The following is a 17,148-nucleotide window of genomic DNA, read 5'->3' as shown; positions in this document are numbered from 1 at the left end:
TAAAAGGGGACGGCAATGGATTGGGACAGACTGCGAATCTTTCACACCGTTGCCGAAGCCGGAAGCTTCACCACGGCTGCTCGTAAGCTCAATCTGAGCCAATCGGCAGCCAGCCGACAAATCCGGACGCTTGAAGAGTCTCTTAATGTCACCCTGTTCAATCGCCATGCCCGTGGTCTGGTGATGACCCAGGAAGGTGAGCAGCTTTATCAGGCCGCCTGCGAGGTGATGCAAAAGCTGGAGGCGGTTGAACAATCCCTGCTCGATGCCAAAGGATCGCCGCGGGGCCGCCTTGTGGTCACCACGATGATCAGCTTCGGGGCCTTGTGGCTCACCCCCCATATGCGGGAATTCGTCCGGCGCTATCCCGATATCGATCTGCAGATCAATCTATCGGATGATGATCTCGATCTGGCCCGGCGGGAAGCCGATGTGGCGATTCGCTTTCATGCCCCGCATCAGGCGGAATTGATCCAGCGCCCCTTGGTGAAGGTGCATCATCATATCTATGCTTCAAAAGACTATATCGCCCGCAAGGGGATGCCCCAAACCCCTGAGGATCTTGATGATCATGATATCATCATCTATGGGCCCACCACCCCTTTGGCGATCAAGGATATCAACTGGACCCTGACCCTGGGGGCCAGTGGCAAGCCGCGTCGTCCGGTGCTTCAGATCAATAACACCTATGCGGTTTTACGGGCCATTGTGGCCGGGATCGGGCTTGCCGCCATCCCCGATTATCTGGTGACAGGGGAGCACAGCCTCGTGCGGGTGCTGCCCGATATCGAAGGCCCGGCTTTTGAAACCTATTTCGTTTATTCCCGTGAATTGAAAGGCTCGAAAAGGGTAGGACTGTTCCGGGATTTCCTGATCGAACAGGTGCGCGGCGATGCCGGCATCATGTGAATAAAGGGGTTTTGCCCATAAGCCATGCGTGAAATGCATAGCTGCCGCGCGTTCCATCCGCCTTTACGCTGCACCTGCGAAATCCTATATCCCCCTAAGCGCTGCATTGCAGCAAAGTTTTGAGACTGCCTCGCCCCTGAGACGTGGTCTCTCTGGCCTTCATGGCCAAAAAGCTTTGATGTATCGCGCCGCCGAAAAGGGCTCCTCCCCCCTTATTATGCCTTTTCGGCACCTGTCTCTCCCATAAGACGAAGAGCGGACCCTTCATGGGTCCGCTTTTTTCTTTTACAAGCCTGCCCATTGGCCATGGGTTCATGCTATGGGCAGGGACTATGAAACGATAGGATATGAATAGTCTTTCAGGAGGACTGCAATGGATTTATCGCAGATGTTTCAGCCGCAAAAGCCGCTTTTGCTGATTGGCTGTGGCCGGATGGGAACAGCCATGGCCCGGGGTTGGCTCGATGCCGGTTTGGCGCGCGATGCTTTGGCCATCATCGATCCTGCGGGGGTGCCCGATGTTTTAAAAGGGGCCGCCCATTATGCTTCGGTTGAGGCAATCCCCGATGGACTGAAGCCGGAAGCGATTATTCTGGCGGTGAAGCCCTATATGATGGCGGATGTGGTGGCGGCTTTAACGCCCAAGGCTGCGGCTGATCCCCTGGTGATTTCGGTGGCTGCGGGGATCAGGCTCAAGCTGATGTCGGATGTTTTTAAAAGTGCGGTACGGGTGATGCCCAATACCCCGGCGGCGATTGGCAAGGGCATGATGGTGGCGGTGGCGGCCCACGCTGTTTCCGATGAAAAGAAAGAGCTGACCACGGCCCTGATGGCGGCGGCGGGCGCGGTTTTATGGGTGGATGATGAAGCCCTGATGGATGCGGTAACCGGTGTTTCGGGCAGTGGCCCGGCTTATATTTTCGCCCTGACCGAAGCCATGGCCGCTGCCGGGCTGGCCAATGGCCTGTCGCGCGATGTGGCGGAAAAACTGGCCCGTCAAACCGTGATCGGGGCGGCGCATCTGATGGAGAAAACCCCTGATATGTCGGCCGCCCAATTGCGCGAACAGGTCACAAGCCCGGGCGGCACAACCGCGGCGGCGCTGGATGTTCTGCGCGCGGATGATGGATTTGGCCCGCTTCTGGAACGGGCCGTGCGTGCTGCGGCCGATCGATCAAAAGAATTGGCTGAATGAAAACTGGCAGAATGAAAAAACCGTATCATATGCCAGTGGATCGGTGATTTTGATGGCATCTGATCCGTCTTTGTTTCTATAAAAAACCATCTGATTCCAGCACGACAAGAAAAAAGGACAAGGCTATGGCAGAACGGAACACCACAGATCAAATGCCCACGATCCGTGACAAGGTGATCGATGCGGCTTTGATAGCGGTGACCGATCGTGGCTGGCGCCGAACCCATATTGATGATGTGATCGAGGCGGCCGGGGTGAGCGAGGCTTTGTTTTACCGTGAATTTGATGGCCTTGTTTCGGTTATGGTGGCGGCATCGCGGCAATTGAATGCCGCCATGGCCGATGCCGTGGCTGATTTTGAAGAGCAAGACAGCACCCGGGAAAAGCTTTTCGCCCTGATCATGGCTCGCTTTGATGCGGCCATGCCATGGCGGGCAGCGATTGTTGATCTGGCCCGATCCGCGCCCACCGATCCGGTTCTGGCCGCCGCTGCCGGGCAGGCTTTGATGACCATGGCCTCGCGCGCGCTCAGCCTGGCCGGGATCACGGTGAGCGGGCCCTTGGGCTTTGCCAGGGTTAATGCATTCATGCTGTCGGTGATTTTGCCAGCGGCGCGCATCTGGCTGAAAGATGAGAGCGCTGATCTGTCTAAAACCATGACCGGGCTGAATGATCTGTTGGAACGCGCGGAATGGGTTGCCAGCCGATCCGGGCCTTTATCCGGATTATCGGGGGGCAATATATCGGGGGCTATGGCCGCCGATGAGGCTAAAAATCCGGCCGCCGCGCCTAAGGCCCTTGTGGGGGCTGAAGCGGGATCGGACCGAGGCACCGGAACCCCATCAGGATCGCGCGCTGATCAAGGCCGCTGATCGATCATTCACTCATGGCTGATGGGGTCTTCACCGGCCAGAGCTGTCAGCACATCCCAAAAGCCCCCCACCGCCACCGGACCCGCCCGGCGATAGGCATTGGCCATGCGTTCGCGAATGGCATTGAACAAGGCACTTTCAAGGGCCAGTCCGCTTTCGGTCAGCGACACAAGGCGCAGTCGTCGATCCCGCCCCGCCGGGCGCGTGGTGATGAGATTTTGCGCATTCAAATCCCGGATGATGCGGGCAAGGCTTTGTTTGCGCACCCTTAAAAGATGCTGCAGATCGGTTAGCGAAAGCTCGCGATTGCGGGCAATCATTAGCAGGGCCCGATAATGGGCCCGCCCCAGCCCCTTGGCGGCCAAAACCCCATCGATGGCATCCCCCAAAGCCGCATAAGATCGCATGATCAGCTCGGCCCCGCGCTTTAATTCATCCTCGCGCAGAAAGAGGCTGGGAATATGGCTGCTGCGGGGGACAGGGGGTGTTTGGCTCATGGGGTTACTGTTCTGATCGGGGCTTATTGAGCTGATGAACGGGCGCCTCCCAGGATCGGGCGGCATCCAGATCGCTGTCCTTTTGGGCCACCCAGTGCTGTTCTTGCCCCAGATCCTCCTTTTTCCAGAAGGGCGCTTTGATTTTCAGCCAATCCATGATGAAATCGGCGGCGGCAAAAGCGGCTTTCCGGTGGCGCGCTGCGGTGATCACCAGAACGATTTCATCATCGGGCACAAGCCTGCCATGGCGATGGATGATGGTGCAGCCAGCCAGCGAAAAGCGCGTGATGGCACCAAAGGCGATGGCTTTGATCTGGCGTTCGGTCATTGCCGGATAATGTTCGAGATAAAGGCTTTTGAGGGGGGTGCCATGATCAAGATCACGCACCAGCCCGGTAAAGCTCAATAAAGCCCCGATCCCGCTGTTTTTCTCGCCTTCACTCTCGGGGTTGGTGCGGCATGCCATGCGCAGGGCCGAGAGTTCATCGGCGATGTTGAACGCTTCGCTTTGCAGCCGCACGATTGAGGGCGCCATCCTTATCCTCCGGTGATCGGTGGGAAGATCGCCAGTTCATCCCCCTTGCGGATCGGGCTTTCGAGGGTTGCATGATCAAGATTGATGGCAAAGCGCAAGGCCGAAGGATCGGATAACACCCTTTGATGGCCGGGGCTTTGACCCTTGAGCCAGTGGATGATATCGGCCAGAGATGTGCAATCGGCGGGCGGTGCGATCGTCTCGCTTTCGCAGCCGATCCCTTCGCGGACCCAGGCGAAATAAACGCAGGTGATCATGGCGTTGCAGGCGGTTTTGTGCCGGTCTTACGGATATGGGCCAGACCCGCACGCACATAATCATAGCCGGTGATCATGGTGAGCAGGGCAGCGATCCACAGCCCGATGAGGCCCACCTCCTGCGCGGGCAGGCCGATTTCAGCGCCCCCCTCAGTCCATGTCAGGGCTCCAAGGGCCACCATCTGCACGGTGGTTTTCCATTTTGCCAGTTTCGTTACAGGCATGGAAACGCTCAATTCCGCAAGATATTCCCGCAGGCCAGAGACCAGAATTTCGCGCAATAAGATGATCACGGCGGCGATCACATGCAGGCCGGCCACCCAATGGGCAGACACCAGCAAAAGGATCACCGCGCCCACCATCAGCTTGTCGGCAATGGGATCGAGAAACCGCCCGATGGGGCTGACCAGATCCAGCTTGCGGGCGAGCATGCCATCGAAATAATCGGTGATCCCGGCCAGGGTGAAGACAATGAACGCCATCCAGCTTCCCAAGGGTTGATCCATATAAAAGGCAACAACCAAAACAGGAATGGCCACAATACGCGACAAAGTGAGAATATTGGGAAGATGTGCGATCATTTTTTCTGTACGCCGCTTATTCTTGGGAAGGAACAGGCTTAAGGTGGAGCCTTCTGAAGGGCGGGTCAACTCCGGGCTTGCGCTTTATCACGCTTTATTGTGCTGTTTTTAAAGTCTGGCTTCATCGCGCGCCTTTTGATCATCGGCCAAAGCCGCCAAAGTCTGATGAGGAGAAGGCCTGCGATGATGGCCGCATAGATTTTCGGCTCAAGCTGATTGCCCTTGGCCATATAAAGATAATGCAGGGCGGCGAGGATGCCAGCCAGATAGACCAGCCGATGCAATTGTTTCCAGCGGCGGGCTTTCAAACGCCTGATCCAGCCTTTGGTCGAGGTGAGGGCAAGGGGGATGAGGCATAAAAAAGCCCCCAGCCCGAACAGGATATAAAGCCGTTTTTTGATATCCTCCCAAAAGGCATCCATATCGCCTAAAAGATCGAGCCCCAGATAGCTGGAAAGATGCAGGCTGGCATAGAAAAATGCGAACAAGCCCAGCATCCGCCGGATTTGGATGGGCCATGTGAGGCGGAACATCAGCGCAACCGGGCCAAGGGCCAGAGCCGCGATCAGCGCACGCAAGGCCCAAATTCCGCTGAAACGATTCGAAGTTTCCTGCGGGTTGAAGCCCAGATCATGGGGCCCGCCCATGGCATAAAAGCCCCATTGCCCCAGCAGCCATAAAGCGGGCAGGCAAAACAGCGCAAAAATCAGAATCTTGAAAGATTTCACAGCCACCAAAGGGGTACTTTTCGTTCAGAAATTTCGGCGCAAATTCATGCCCGCATAAAGCGATGCCACCTGATCGGCATAGCCATTGAACATCAGGGTATCACGGCGGCGAAAGTCTCCGATCCGGCGTTCGGTGGCCTGGCTCCATCGGGGATGGCGCACATCGGGGTTCACATTGGAATAAAACCCATATTCCGAAGGGGCCGATTGGTTCCAGGATGTTTTCGGCTGCTTTTCCACAAAGCGGATGGCGACGATGGATTTGATCGATTTGAAGCCATATTTCCACGGCACCACAAGCCGCAGGGGCGCCCCATTCTGATTGGGAAGCGGCGCATCATAAAGCCCGGTGGCCATCAGGGTCAGGGGGTGCATGGCTTCATCGATCCGCAGCCCCTCCACATAGGGCCAATCCAGCACCGGATAAACGAGGCCGGGCATCATTTTGGGATCGGCCAGAGTTTCAAATTGCACATAGCGGGCTTTGGATGTGGGCCCTAAGGGGCTGAGGATCTTGTGGAGCGGCACCCCGATCCATGGGATCACCATCGACCAGGCTTCCACACAGCGCAGGCGATAAATTCGTTCTTCCAGATCGCTCATGGGGATCAGATCGGCCAGATCATAAAGGCCGGGGCGTTCACAGGCGCCTTCCACCAGAACCGACCAGGGCGCAGTGATCATCTGCCCGGCATAGCGGGCCGGATCGCCCTTGTCGGTGCCGAATTCATAGAAATTATTATAAGATGTCACCGCTTCATGCGCCGTCAGTTCTTCACTGCTGGAAAGCCCCTGATTGCGCGGAGCCTGTTGATAGGGATCAAACCGGGCGGGCTGATCGGGGGATTGGGCATGGCTTTTCGGGGCGTTGAGGCCGCCTGCCATCATCGCACCCGCCCCCAGCATGGATAAAAAGGCCCGGCGATTGCGATAAAGCGCCAAGGGCGTGATATCGGATGCCCGCAGATCTGTGGGGGCGCGATGACGGATGAGCATGAACCCTGCCTTTGAAAAACCGCTTCGGGTGATCGAGCATGACACAGACCGCCATCATAGAAAACGGCCAGCCTATCAAAAGATACGCCGGCCGGTTTTCATTGGTTCAGTCGATGCTTGATCCCCTGTGGATCAGGCAATCAGGCTGCGGAGCATCCAGGCCTGTTTTTCATGATCGGCCAAACGATCCGAGACCAGAGCAACGGTCGATTCATCATGGGCTTTGCTTGCGGTTTCCAGCAGGTGCCGGGCCGAGCGGATCACCGTTTCATGGCTTTTGACCAGATCGGCGAGCATGGCTTCAGCATCGAGGGTTTCATCGCCGTCCTTGATGCTCGTTGCCTTGGCGTAAGCAGCAAAGCTGCCCGGGGCTTTTTCACCCAATGTGCGGATACGCTCGGCAATATCATCAACAGCGGCGGCCAAGGCCAGATATTGCTGTTCTGTCAATTCATGCACGGCTTTGAAAAGCGGGCCGGTCACATTCCAGTGATAATTATGCGTTTTCAGATAAAGAGCATAGCTATCGGCCAGAAAACCTTTCAATTCCTTGGTCACAGCTTTCATCTCATCTTTATCAAGGCCAATATTGATCGCCATATAAAATCCCCTTTTCCTGAGATGTAATAAGAACACTTTATCAGATAGGGAGACATCACGGGCTGACAAGGGGTTTTTAATAAAATAACAAAGAGAAGTTCAGAGCTTTCAAATCCTTACTAAGATGCGGGTAAATTATTCCCCTCCTTTTGTTTCTTTGTTTTCCGGCCCAGAAAAAAACGTCAAGGCCCTTGCCGTTGGGTCAAAAAAAACCGAAACTATGACGCGAAGGCAATGAAAGAAAAGAGCAAGCTGGTAAAGGGCCATTTGTGTTGAAGGCAATCGCGCAGTGACAGAACGGGGCAATTATCTGCAAGGTCAGCTTTTGCTGGCCATGCCGGGAATGGCGGATACCCGCTTTGAACGGGCGGTGATTTATCTGTGCTCGCATTCCGATGAAGGGGCGATGGGCCTGGTGATCAATGATGATATGCCGGGTTTGAGCTTTGCTGAATTGCTTGATCAGCTTGATATCGAAACCCAGGGAACGGTGGCGGATATTCCCATCATTGCCGGTGGTCCGGTGGAAACCGGGCGCGGATTTGTGCTGCACAGCACGGATTTCATTCAGGAAAGCACTCTGGTGGTCAGCGAAACCATTGCGCTCACCGCAACCGTGGATATTTTAAAGGCCATGGCCGAAGGCACGGGGCCGCGCCATCATATTCTGGCTTTGGGCTATGCTGGCTGGTCTCCCGGTCAGTTGGAGCTGGAAATCCAGAATAATGGCTGGATGATCTGCCCCGCCGATGAAGAACTGATCTTTAAAACTGAAATCGAGGATATGTGGCCCCGGGCCATGCAGATGATCGGGGTGGATGTTTCGATGCTGTCGTCTTTTTCCGGCCATGCCTGATTATTGTATTCACATCAGCGGGGGTGGGCTGTCTTTGTGGATATAGCCTTATTTCAGCCCGATATTCCGCAAAATACCGGCACCATTCTCAGGATGGGGGCTTGTCTTGATGTTGCGGTGCATATCATCGAACCAGCAGGCTTTCCCTTTTCAATCAAGGCACTGCGGCGTTCCGGCATGGATTATGTGGATCATGTGCAGATCCATCGCCATGCGGATTGGGCCGCTTTTGAACAGTGGCGTCAGGCGGCGGGGCGGCGGGCCATTCTGCTGACCACCAAAGCATCGCGCCCCTATACCGATTTGATCTATCGCAAGGACGATATTCTGATTTGCGGGCAGGAAAGCAAAGGTGCGCCTCAGTTCGTGCATCAATCCTGTGCGGATCGTGTTTTGATCCCTTTGCAGGCGAAGATGCGATCACTGAATGTGGCGATTGCGGCGTCGATGGTTTTGGGTGAGGCGCTGCGGCAAACCGATGGATTTCCCGCTTTGCCCGATGGGGCTGCCGGGGAACACAGGCTGTGATGGGATCATGATATGACCGGAATTTTTGAAGCGAACGGGATAGAGCTGGATATGATGGACGATCAAAAAACACGGGCGGCCACATGGTTTGAAAGCCTGCGCGATCAGATTTGCGCGGCGTTCGAGCATTTGGAAGAAACCCATAGCGGACCTCATGCCGATTGGCCTGCAGGCCATTTCGAGCGCAAGGCCTGGAAACGCGAAGGCAATGGCGAAGAGGCCGGAACCGACAGCGGTGGCGGTGAAATGTCGATCATGCGCGGCCGGGTGTTTGAAAAGGTGGGGGTCAATATCTCGCAAGTCTATGGCCGATTCGATGCGCCCTTCAATCAGCAGATCCCCGGTGCGGCCGAAGATCCGCGTTTTTGGGCGGCGGGGATTTCGCTGGTGGCGCATATGCACTCTCCCTTCGTTCCGGCTGTGCACATGAATACCCGGATGATCGTGACCACCCAATCATGGTTTGGTGGTGGGGCCGATCTCACCCCGGCTTTCCCCGATCCCAAAGATACAGCGGATTTTCACGGGGCTTTGAAGGCGGCTTGTGATGATCATGATGCAAGCTATTATCCGCGCTATCAAAAATGGTGTGATGAGTATTTCTTTTTGCCCCATCGTCAGGAAACGCGTGGTGTGGGGGGCATTTTCTATGATCAATTGGCCAGCGATGATTGGGAGGATGATTTTGCCTTCACCCGTGATGTGGGGCGGGCCTTTTTGGATATTTATCCCAAAATCGTTGATCGCCATATGAACAAAAGCTGGACCGATGAAGACCGCGACCGGCTGATGATCAAGCGCGGGCGCTATGCGGAATTTAATCTTCTTTATGATCGGGGGACCAAATTCGGTTTACAAACGGGCGGCAATATCGAGGCGATCCTGATGTCCCTGCCGCCGGTCGCAAAATGGCCCTAAGGGCGGGTGCGGTCCCAAATTCTCTGGCGTTATCCCGGGCCGCGCTAAAACATCATTCCGTGCATGAAACAACAACACGATTGCCGGCTCGGGGGCTGGGATGACAGGGGGGAGAGGGCCCTCAGCGTGTCTGGAAAAGTAAAACGGTGGCGCATCAGCCGCAAAATGGGGATAGATGAGAAAAAGCACTTGCCCCCCATAGCATGGCTCGTTTATACGAACCTTCCCTTGAGCCGCACCACCCACCCGGCTCAGCGCGGCAATCGGCTGCATTATGGGCGCGTAGCTCAGTGGGAGAGCACTACGTTGACATCGTAGGGGTCGCAAGTTCAATCCTTGCCGCGCCCACCATTTTCTAAGAATAAAAACAACAGATTATTTCTCCTTCCTTTAGGGGATGAAGTGGACATCTGAACTCTCTCGGGTACAATTCGGGTGCAAAGGCAGCTTCGACGCAGCGGAGACCTCATTGAGAAAGTCGCTTAATGCTGGCGTCAGCGGGTAATCCCCCCATTTTCAAGGGAGTGCATGCTTAGAATTTATAAAGCCATTTTATCGCCTTGCGCCCGTTTTGGGAGTCATTTCATGGCGGGTGTTGTGCCGCCAATGCCCATGTTGGGGCGTTCGTTGTTATAAGTCCATAGCCATCTCCTTCTTATCCGTCCATCATGAAGCGGATGCGTTGGATTATGGGGGTGACTGATGAGAGGTGGAGACACTTCGCGGGCGGGGCGGCAATATGCCCGCCCGATTTTCATTGACCGGCTTGATGAGACCGGAACCGCCCGCAGCCTTGAGCCCGTGGCATTGGATCGGGGCGATATTCGGCCTGATGAAGCATGGCTGCAAAAGCTGATTTTCCACGGGGCAGAGGATGGGTTCTATATCCAGCCGCGCATTCTGGCCCGCACGGTGAATATCGAGCGCGGCATTGTCAGGATCATTGATGGCCGTGTGGCTATGGAGGCACCGCAGGCGACACAAGACCTGCGCGCTTCGGGTCGTCGCACCTTGATTTCCCAGGATCGTATGCTGGAAATCCTTGAAAAGGCCGACCCCGTTTGCCTGCGGCCCTTCAGGCATTTCTTGATCGTGCTGCCGATCAGGCCGTGACACTGGAATCGGCCTCGAAATCGCTGCAACTGCGTGTGCGCGGGCCGGGGGATGATCTCTATGCTCTTGGCGGGATTAATGAAAAGGGGGAATGGGTCTCCCACAATGTTAACTGGTATGCTGATAGTTTGGGCCGTATCGATCTTGCCCATGATTATCTGGAGATGATCGCCGGGATCATTGGCGGTGAGGTGCGAAAAACCCCTAATCCAAGGAATTGGTATGTGGTGGAAAAGGGCACTTTAAAACAGCCCCGGGCGATGGCGCTGCTCGCGCATCCTGAAGCCTGGCTCGCCGCTATCGAGGCTTATGCCGAGAAGCTGATGGCGGCCTGTGATGATCTGGATTGAACTGAGAGGGGAGGCATAGGGAATCTGGAGCTAATCCCCATAGTCCTCCCGGCCCAACTTTCAACGTCATCCCGGGCGGAGACCCGGGGGCCACTCTTTCCCATCCTCATCCCTTTACGAGATGAATTCCGTCTCGGGAGCCGGAATGATGAAGTTGATAATTCAACAAGAATAACATCTTTTAGTTGAAAATTATCAATTCATGAAGTTGCGGGGAATTTTTAAGCGATTGACGACTTCGCGTACAGTGCGTAAAAATATTTTAAATTCTTATAATAAGGAATATTCAGTTGCCTATAATGCACCGTTTTTCTGGAAAATATCTGTTGGCATCTTGCCTTGTATTTGGTTTGGCGGCTTGCGATGGCGGAGGGGCTTCATCAGGCGATGTTGCTGGGCTGCCCATTGGTGCGGCCGATGTGGCCGGGCAATGGACGATGGAAATCGATACCAGCGAGGCGGCGCGCAGCGAATATGCCTCGACATCAGGGGTGACGGTTTCTGTGATGCCGTCTGCATCGAGCGATCCCACTGCCCCTGTCGATGAAGACAAAATGATTTATGAGATGGATTTTGAATTCTCGGATGACAATTTAACCCGCTGCACGGCCAAAGATGTGGCGGAAGGCATGAAATATGTCACGGTGCAATGTCATCTGGAAAACAATGTTCTTGTGGTTCGGCTTGGATCGGCAGAGCAAGGGGGAACGGTTATTTCCAGCCTTGTTCGTCAAAGCCTTGATGGCCCCATCTTAGGCAAAACGGTTATGTCTGCCAGCGGATTGCCGATGGATGTGGTGATGGGGAAAGCCACCCTGCTGCGATAGGGCAGGGCATTTCTGTTCTTTCAGTTTCATATAAAGCAAATGGGTCAGATGCTAGCCTGATCAGCCAATCTTTGCGGAAAAGGTGCAGGGCCTGTGATGAAAATAACCAAAAGAAAAATAATCGTTGCATTGGTTATTCTGGTTCCTGTTGCCCTTTATTTTTATCTGTGTTCCAGCGATGCGCCCAGATATGAATATGATTTTGTGACCACAGGCGCTGTTTCGGCGAGCATTGCCACGTCGGGAACCTTAAAGCCCGGTTTGATGGTATCGGTTGGTGCGGAAGTTTCGGGCAAATTGCTTGAGGTGACTGTCGATTTCAATGATCGGGTCAAGCTGGGGCAGCGTCTTGCCGTTATCGATCCTTCCGATGTTGAAGCGCAGATCGGCTCTTTGGAAGCCCAACGCGAACGCTCTGAAGCCGAGCGATTGCAGGCGGAAGCAGATCTGATCACAGCGAAGGCCGAGCTTTTGAATACCGAGCAGGGGCTTCAACGCAGCATGCAGCTTCAGGGGGGCGGATATGCCTCCAATCAAACGCTGGATGAAGCAAGAATGCGCAAGACCCAGGCCGAAGCCGCCGTTTTGCGCGCGGAAGCCTGAAGATCGCGGCCGCAAATATTCGCAGTGCCGAGGCTTCTTTGGCGCGCGCCAAGGTTGATCTGAAACGCACGATCATCATTTCGCCGGTTGATGGCACGGTGATCAATCGGGCTGTTGAGCCGGGTCAGACATTGACATCCGGCTTTCAAACGCCCCTTTTGTTTGAAATCGCATCGGATGCTGAAGCTTTGGTGCTCGAAGCGCGGATCGATGAGGCCGATATTGGCGGCGTTGCCGCGGATCAACCCGTCAGTTTTACGGTGGATGCCTATCCCGATATCAGTTTTTCAGGTCGGGTTAAAATGGTCAGGCGGTCGCCGGTGGTGAATGATGGCATTACCACCTATCCGGTTATCATTGATGTGAGCGAGATGGATGATCGGCTTTATCCGGGGATGACAGCGATGGTCAGCATCATTGCCAAAAGCCGGGATGATGTGATTCGGGTGCCCAATCGTGCCCTCAATTTTGATCCCATGCCTGCGAAAGATGAGGATAGCGGAAAGATTGCCGTGCGGTTCGTCAATCCAGAAGAAGCCGAGCGGATCAAGCGATCATCTGCCATGCGCGATCAGATCCGAAAAGGGAAGGGCGATGGCGGCAATATCTTGTGGGTGCAGCAGGGGACTTCGGCTGAAGAATTGACCCCGATCACGGTCAAAACCGGCCTGCGGGGGGATCAGTTTACCGAAATTCTGGACTCTGGCATCAGGCCGGGGGATCGCATTGCCATTGGCTTTCTTGGGCAGAAATGAGATTGCCCCGGTGAGGTGCAGGATATGAATATTGATAGCCACGAACAGCCCCCTGATAGAGCTCCGCTTTTGAAGGTGGAGGATCTGCACAAGATTTTCAGGGTGGGCGATCAGGATATTCATGCCGTGCGGGGGGTTAGCTTTTCAATCCATGCGGGCGAGTTCATCGCGATCAAGGGGGCATCCGGTTCGGGCAAATCCACCTTGCTTGGACTGATTGGCGGGCTTGATCGCCCCAGCGATGGGCGGATCATGATCAATGGCCGCGAAATGTCGACCATGTCGGCGGCGGAGCTTGCGCAATTCAGAAATGCCCGCCTTGGCTTCATCTTTCAGCAATTCAATCTGCTTGCGGGGATGACGGCTCTGGAAAATGTTGAACTGCCCCTGCTTTATGCGCGTGTGCCGCTTTTGGAGCGGCGGCAACAGGCCATGGCGGTGCTGGATCGTGTGGGATTGGCAGATCGTGCAGCCCACCGCCCCGCGCAATTATCGGGCGGACAGCAGCAAAGGGTGGCGGTGGCCCGGTCGCTGGTCAATAAGCCATCGCTGATCATCGCCGATGAGCCCACAGGCGCCTTGGATAGCCAAACGGCAAGTGCCCTGATGGCCCTGCTGACCGATCTGAATGACGAGGGGATGACGATCATTATCGTCACCCATGATGATGCCGTTGCTGCCACGGCGCATCGGCAGATCTTTGTCAAAGATGGGCAGATCATATCGGATCATGTGCATGAGCAGAGCTGATTTCAATCGCAGTGTGCTGGAATTTCTGGCGCGATTGGGCGAGGTTTTCTCCGCTCCCCATCTGGCGATGAATATTTCCATCGCCTATATCGCCATTCAATTGCAGGTTTTGCGGTCCACATTGACGACCCTGGGCGTGATTGTGGGTGTGTCCTCGATGATCCTGATCGCCACCATCGGGGAAGGTGCAAAATGGAAGATCGAGCAATCGGTCAATATGATGGGCAGCAATATGGTGATCTTGTCGGCAACGCCTGATGGCAATCCCGCAGGCGGTGCGGCAGGCCGCCTGACGGTGCGTGATGTGGATCAGATCGCCGAAAAGATCCCCGATATTCTCCATGCCGCACCACAAATTATGGTTTATTCCTCGTTGGTTGCGGGCAATGCCAATAGCCGTACGAATGTGGTTGGCATCACCAATGATTATTTTGCGATCACCAAAGCTGAGGTGGCCCGGGGCAGGCTCTTGTCTGATGCCGATCAAAGGCTGAAAGCCCGGTCCATCGTGGTGGGGGCCACGGTGGCGCGCCGCTTGTTCGGATCGGATGATCCGGTGGGCAGATCGGTTCGGGTCAATGGGGTTCCCTTTGAAATCGTCGGCCTTTTAGCGGGCAAGGGCAAAAGCCTGTCATCTGATCCCGATGATACCGCCCTCATTCCTTTGTCCACGGCGATGCAGCGGATGCGCGCAGTGGGTGCCCGTGCTCATGATGCAATTGATCTTGCCTTCATTCAGTTTGGGCAAGAGGCCGCCATTGAAAAAGGCGAAGAAGCGATCCTCAGTCTTTTGCGGGAAAAATACCGGGTGGGGGAGAATGATATCGATCCCTTCACCCTCACATCAACCAAGGAATTCGTGGCGCAATCCTTGTCGATCATCACTGCGATCCAGCTTGGGCTGGTTGCCATTGCTTCGATCAGCCTGCTTGTGGGCAGCATCGGGATCACCAATATCATGCTGGTCTCGGTCAGCGAACGCACGCGCGAGATTGGCCTGCGGATGGCTTTGGGGGCAAGGCCGGTGGATATTCGCAATCAGTTTGTCGTGGAAGCCGCCTTGCTCTGCCTGATTGGCGGGGTGCTGGGGATCGTTTTCGGCAGCCTTTTTGCCATTTTGGTTTCAAATGCTCTCGATTGGCCTTTTTCTGTCGATTTTCCGATCCTTGTCATTTCGCTCGTCACGTCTGTTGCGGTTGGTGTTCTGGCCGGGGCCTATCCGGCCATCCGGGCCTCGCGCCTCACCCCGGTCGAGGCTTTGCGCCATGATTAGGGGATCATGTCAGGGTGATTAAATATTTTAATAAAATTATTTTGTGAACACACTTTATAAGTTAAATTTTAGCCGATAATTAATTAATTACGCCCTAAATCGATCATAGGGCTTCATTTTATTTCCTTCCATTGCGCGCTGCTAAGGACGTGCGGCCCGATTTTATACAGGGTGGTATAATGCAATTATTAAAGCTGAATCTGGGTGGAAAGTTGGCTTTGATCTTTCTGCCGTTGGCTGCTGTCATCATCGTGCTTGGCCTGATGGCTGGCTGGATGCTGGATAAGCAATCCGATGCGATGAAAATCATTGGCAATGGGTCTGATGAGGTTGGCACCGGTGTTGTGCCCTTGATCCGCTCATTGGCCGATATTCGGCAGTCGGTGCTTCAGGTTCAGCAGTTTCTGACCGATATTTCAGCAACGCGCGGCCAGGATGGTCTTGATAGCGGCTTTGATGAGGCCGCCCAGAATGCAGCGGCCTTTGCCAAGGCAGTAGAGACGGCGAAGGTCACGGCCAAAAGGCTGGGGCTTATAAGCTTGCAGGATCGTCTCGATGATGTGAACGACCGCTTCCCGCCCTATTACCAGATGGGCCAGACCATGGCCCGTCTTTATATTGATGAAGGCACATCGGCTGGCAATGCTGTGATGGGCCAATTTGATGCAGCAGCCATTAATCTTAATGAGGCGGTCGAAGTCCTGCTTGAAGAGGGCAATGCTTTGGCGAATGACAAAATTGCCGATCTTTTGGCGGTGGTGTCTGCAGCTCAGGCTGATGCAGCATCCTTCAAGACCCAGTCGCGATTGGTTTCGGGATTTGGAATATTCATCGCCATTCTGGCGGCCATATTCTTGATGATGACCATCGCCAGGCCCATTGCGGTGATTGGCAGAACCTTGACCGCGATCATGTCGGGGGCTGCAGATAGCGCGATACCCTATCAATCCCGCAGCGATGAAGTGGGGGCAATGGCGCGGGCTTTATCGCAATATCAAATCGTTCTGGCCGAGCAGGCTGAAAGCCGGGAAGTTCAAGTGCGGGCAGATCAGGATCGCCAGGCGCAAGAGGTTAAACGCGAACGCGAGCAACGCCTTGAGGATGATCAAAAACGTGAGGAACAGGCGCGCCTCGAGGCTGATGCGCGCGCTCGCCAGCGTGAAACGCTGCAAGCCTTAGCGCGGGAATTTGAAAGCACGGTGAAGCTGGTTGCCGAGCAGGTGGCAAGTTCATCTGAACAGGTGCGCTCTGCGGCCGCCAATATGCTCAATAATGCCGAGGCCGTTAATCAATCCGTCACGTCGGCAGATCGTGCCACCGAAACGGCGAGTTCGAATGTGACCGTTGTTGCCGCTGCCGCCGAAGAATTGAGCTATTCAATCAACACGATTGTCGAGCGGGTAAGGGAATCGTCGCGTCTCGCCAGCGAAAGCGCGCGGAAATCTGATAATGCCAATGATCGCATCGCCCATCTTGCCGATACGGCCGAAAAAATCGGCAAGGTCATTCATTTGATCAATGATATTGCCGAACAAACCAATCTTTTGGCGCTGAATGCCACCATTGAAGCCGCCCGCGCTGGTGAAGCCGGCAAAGGCTTTGCCGTTGTGGCCAGCGAGGTGAAAAATCTGGCCGCCCAAACCGCCAAGGCAACGGAAGAAATTTCCACTCAAATCACCTCGATCCAGGAGGTTTCAAAAGAAGCGGTCGGCTTGATTGCCGATGTGACCAAAGCCATCAGCAATGTCAATGCTATTGCCGGTGCCATATCTGAAGCGGTCGATCAACAAAGTGCGGCCACCGCCGATATTTCAAAAAGCACGCAGCAGGCGGCAGCGGGCACGGCCGAAGTGCGCAATGATATTTTAGAGGTCAGCCGGGTTGCGGGAGAAACCGGATCGCAGGCGCGCGAGGTGCTCGGGGCAGCCGAATCTTTGGTTTCCGAAGCCGGGCGTTTGCGCAGAGATGTTGATCAATTCCTGAAGCATGTGATGTCCTGATCGCC

21 protein-coding genes and 1 tRNA gene are annotated in these 17,148 nt (G+C 54.9%); 15 read left to right on the top strand and 7 right to left on the bottom strand.

The window, feature by feature from the left end:
* Positions 1–15 precede the first annotated feature (15 nt).
* The 3 genes from QK300_RS09025 to QK300_RS09015 all read left to right on the top strand — a co-directional run bounded on the left by QK300_RS09025 (position 16) and on the right by QK300_RS09015 (position 2,976).
* Positions 16–909 (top strand): LysR family transcriptional regulator, encoded by an 894-nt coding sequence (locus QK300_RS09025; protein ID WP_281301386.1) that lies wholly within the window; start codon positions 16–18, stop codon positions 907–909.
* A gap of 373 nt (positions 910–1,282) precedes the next feature.
* Positions 1,283–2,104 carry a pyrroline-5-carboxylate reductase gene (proC, locus tag QK300_RS09020; protein ID WP_281301387.1) on the top strand — a complete coding sequence of 274 codons (822 nt, stop codon included), beginning with the start codon at positions 1,283–1,285 and terminating at the stop codon, positions 2,102–2,104.
* A gap of 125 nt (positions 2,105–2,229) precedes the next feature.
* Entirely contained in the window at positions 2,230–2,976 is a 747-nt protein-coding gene (locus tag QK300_RS09015; RefSeq protein WP_281301388.1) for a TetR/AcrR family transcriptional regulator, read from the top strand.
* A gap of 8 nt (positions 2,977–2,984) precedes the next feature.
* Here the strand turns inward: QK300_RS09015 and QK300_RS09010 are convergent, their stop codons facing one another.
* From QK300_RS09010 to QK300_RS08980, 7 genes are all read right to left on the bottom strand, one after another.
* On the bottom strand, positions 2,985–3,473 hold the full coding sequence (locus tag QK300_RS09010; RefSeq protein ID WP_281301389.1) for a MarR family transcriptional regulator: 489 nt from the start codon (positions 3,471–3,473) through the stop codon (positions 2,985–2,987).
* Between the two features lie 4 nt (positions 3,474–3,477).
* Positions 3,478–4,008: a molybdenum cofactor biosynthesis protein MoaE gene (locus QK300_RS09005; protein ID WP_281301390.1), complete on the bottom strand. Its 531-nt coding sequence runs from the start codon at positions 4,006–4,008 to the stop codon at positions 3,478–3,480.
* Positions 4,009–4,010: 2 nt separating this feature from the next.
* A complete protein-coding gene (moaD, locus tag QK300_RS09000) occupies positions 4,011–4,265 on the bottom strand; it encodes a molybdopterin converting factor subunit 1 (protein ID WP_281301391.1) in 255 nt (84 codons plus the stop codon).
* Entirely contained in the window at positions 4,262–4,846 is a 585-nt protein-coding gene (gene pgsA / locus QK300_RS08995) for a CDP-diacylglycerol--glycerol-3-phosphate 3-phosphatidyltransferase (protein ID WP_281301392.1), read from the bottom strand. Before pgsA ends, moaD begins: the two co-directional genes overlap by 4 nt.
* 65 nt (positions 4,847–4,911) lie before the next feature.
* Positions 4,912–5,580, bottom strand: a complete 669-nt coding sequence (locus QK300_RS08990; protein ID WP_281301393.1) for a protein-methionine-sulfoxide reductase heme-binding subunit MsrQ — start codon at positions 5,578–5,580, stop codon at positions 4,912–4,914.
* 18 nt (positions 5,581–5,598) lie between these two features.
* Positions 5,599–6,570, bottom strand: a complete 972-nt coding sequence (msrP, locus tag QK300_RS08985) for a protein-methionine-sulfoxide reductase catalytic subunit MsrP (RefSeq protein ID WP_281301394.1) — start codon at positions 6,568–6,570, stop codon at positions 5,599–5,601.
* Between the two features lie 132 nt (positions 6,571–6,702).
* The gene (locus QK300_RS08980) at positions 6,703–7,170 is read right to left on the bottom strand and encodes a Dps family protein (protein WP_281301395.1); all 468 of its coding nucleotides are present in this window, start codon (positions 7,168–7,170) and stop codon (positions 6,703–6,705) included.
* 289 nt (positions 7,171–7,459) lie between these two features.
* Between QK300_RS08980 and QK300_RS08975 the strand changes: the two genes are divergently transcribed.
* From QK300_RS08975 to QK300_RS08920, 12 genes are all read left to right on the top strand, one after another.
* A complete protein-coding gene (locus tag QK300_RS08975) occupies positions 7,460–8,026 on the top strand; it encodes a YqgE/AlgH family protein (RefSeq protein WP_281301396.1) in 567 nt (188 codons plus the stop codon).
* Positions 8,027–8,062: 36 nt separating this feature from the next.
* On the top strand, positions 8,063–8,554 hold the full coding sequence (locus tag QK300_RS08970) for a tRNA (cytidine(34)-2'-O)-methyltransferase (protein ID WP_281301397.1): 492 nt from the start codon (positions 8,063–8,065) through the stop codon (positions 8,552–8,554).
* Positions 8,555–8,605: 51 nt separating this feature from the next.
* Positions 8,606–9,472: an oxygen-dependent coproporphyrinogen oxidase gene (hemF, locus tag QK300_RS08965; protein WP_281301398.1), complete on the top strand. Its 867-nt coding sequence runs from the start codon at positions 8,606–8,608 to the stop codon at positions 9,470–9,472.
* A gap of 276 nt (positions 9,473–9,748) precedes the next feature.
* Positions 9,749–9,823 (top strand) — tRNA-Val (locus QK300_RS08960).
* Positions 9,824–10,174: 351 nt separating this feature from the next.
* Positions 10,175–10,585 (top strand): hypothetical protein, encoded by a 411-nt coding sequence (locus tag QK300_RS08955; RefSeq protein WP_281301399.1) that lies wholly within the window; start codon positions 10,175–10,177, stop codon positions 10,583–10,585.
* Positions 10,582–10,935: a hypothetical protein gene (locus QK300_RS08950; protein ID WP_281301400.1), complete on the top strand. Its 354-nt coding sequence runs from the start codon at positions 10,582–10,584 to the stop codon at positions 10,933–10,935. The genes QK300_RS08955 and QK300_RS08950 overlap by 4 nt, the downstream gene beginning before the upstream one ends.
* Before the next feature lie 326 nt (positions 10,936–11,261).
* The gene (locus QK300_RS08945; RefSeq protein ID WP_281301401.1) at positions 11,262–11,762 is read left to right on the top strand and encodes a hypothetical protein; all 501 of its coding nucleotides are present in this window, start codon (positions 11,262–11,264) and stop codon (positions 11,760–11,762) included.
* Positions 11,763–11,858: 96 nt separating this feature from the next.
* The gene (locus QK300_RS08940; RefSeq protein ID WP_281301402.1) at positions 11,859–12,365 is read left to right on the top strand and encodes a biotin/lipoyl-binding protein; all 507 of its coding nucleotides are present in this window, start codon (positions 11,859–11,861) and stop codon (positions 12,363–12,365) included.
* Positions 12,362–13,120, top strand: a complete 759-nt coding sequence (locus QK300_RS08935; protein ID WP_348651864.1) for an efflux RND transporter periplasmic adaptor subunit — start codon at positions 12,362–12,364, stop codon at positions 13,118–13,120. The genes QK300_RS08940 and QK300_RS08935 overlap by 4 nt, the downstream gene beginning before the upstream one ends.
* A 24-nt stretch (positions 13,121–13,144) precedes the next feature.
* Positions 13,145–13,870, top strand: a complete 726-nt coding sequence (locus QK300_RS08930; RefSeq protein WP_281301403.1) for an ABC transporter ATP-binding protein — start codon at positions 13,145–13,147, stop codon at positions 13,868–13,870.
* On the top strand, positions 13,857–15,143 hold the full coding sequence (locus QK300_RS08925) for an ABC transporter permease (protein WP_281301404.1): 1,287 nt from the start codon (positions 13,857–13,859) through the stop codon (positions 15,141–15,143). Before QK300_RS08930 ends, QK300_RS08925 begins: the two co-directional genes overlap by 14 nt.
* Before the next feature lie 179 nt (positions 15,144–15,322).
* Positions 15,323–17,143 (top strand): methyl-accepting chemotaxis protein, encoded by a 1,821-nt coding sequence (locus tag QK300_RS08920; RefSeq protein ID WP_281301405.1) that lies wholly within the window; start codon positions 15,323–15,325, stop codon positions 17,141–17,143.
* Positions 17,144–17,148: the final 5 nt, after the last annotated feature.

Source organism: Iodidimonas sp. MBR-22 (assembly GCF_029946565.1).
GTDB classification, from domain to species: Bacteria; Pseudomonadota; Alphaproteobacteria; order Sphingomonadales; family Rhodothalassiaceae; genus Iodidimonas; species Iodidimonas nitroreducens.
Note: the sequence above shows the minus strand (reverse complement) of the source record. Positions and strands in the feature narration are given on the sequence as shown.